This window comes from Cryptosporangium minutisporangium (assembly GCF_039536245.1).
Taxonomy (GTDB): Bacteria; Actinomycetota; Actinomycetes; order Mycobacteriales; family Cryptosporangiaceae; genus Cryptosporangium; species Cryptosporangium minutisporangium.
Window position 1 is genome coordinate 1 of the sequence record NZ_BAAAYN010000112.1, and the last position, 232, is coordinate 232.

Sequence of the window (232 nt, forward strand, 5' to 3'; positions counted from 1 at the left end):
TAACGTAGAAGGTCATCAAGAAGGTGCGTCAAAAGGATATAATCCTAAGAAACTGGGAAACCGATGCTACAATATCCAATTTGCATTTTGCGACGAATTAAAAGCATATGTTACCGGATTTGTAAGAAGTGGCAATACTTACACTGCAAACGGTGCTGCGGAAATGATCAAAGAAATTGTTGCTAACATCAAATCAGACGATTTAGAAATTTTATTTCGAATGGATAGTGTG

General features: G+C 36.6%; 1 pseudogene. It reads left to right on the forward strand.

The features are described from left to right. Window positions 1-232: pseudogene (locus ABEB28_RS42345) on the forward strand (IS1380 family transposase); the annotation flags it as partial.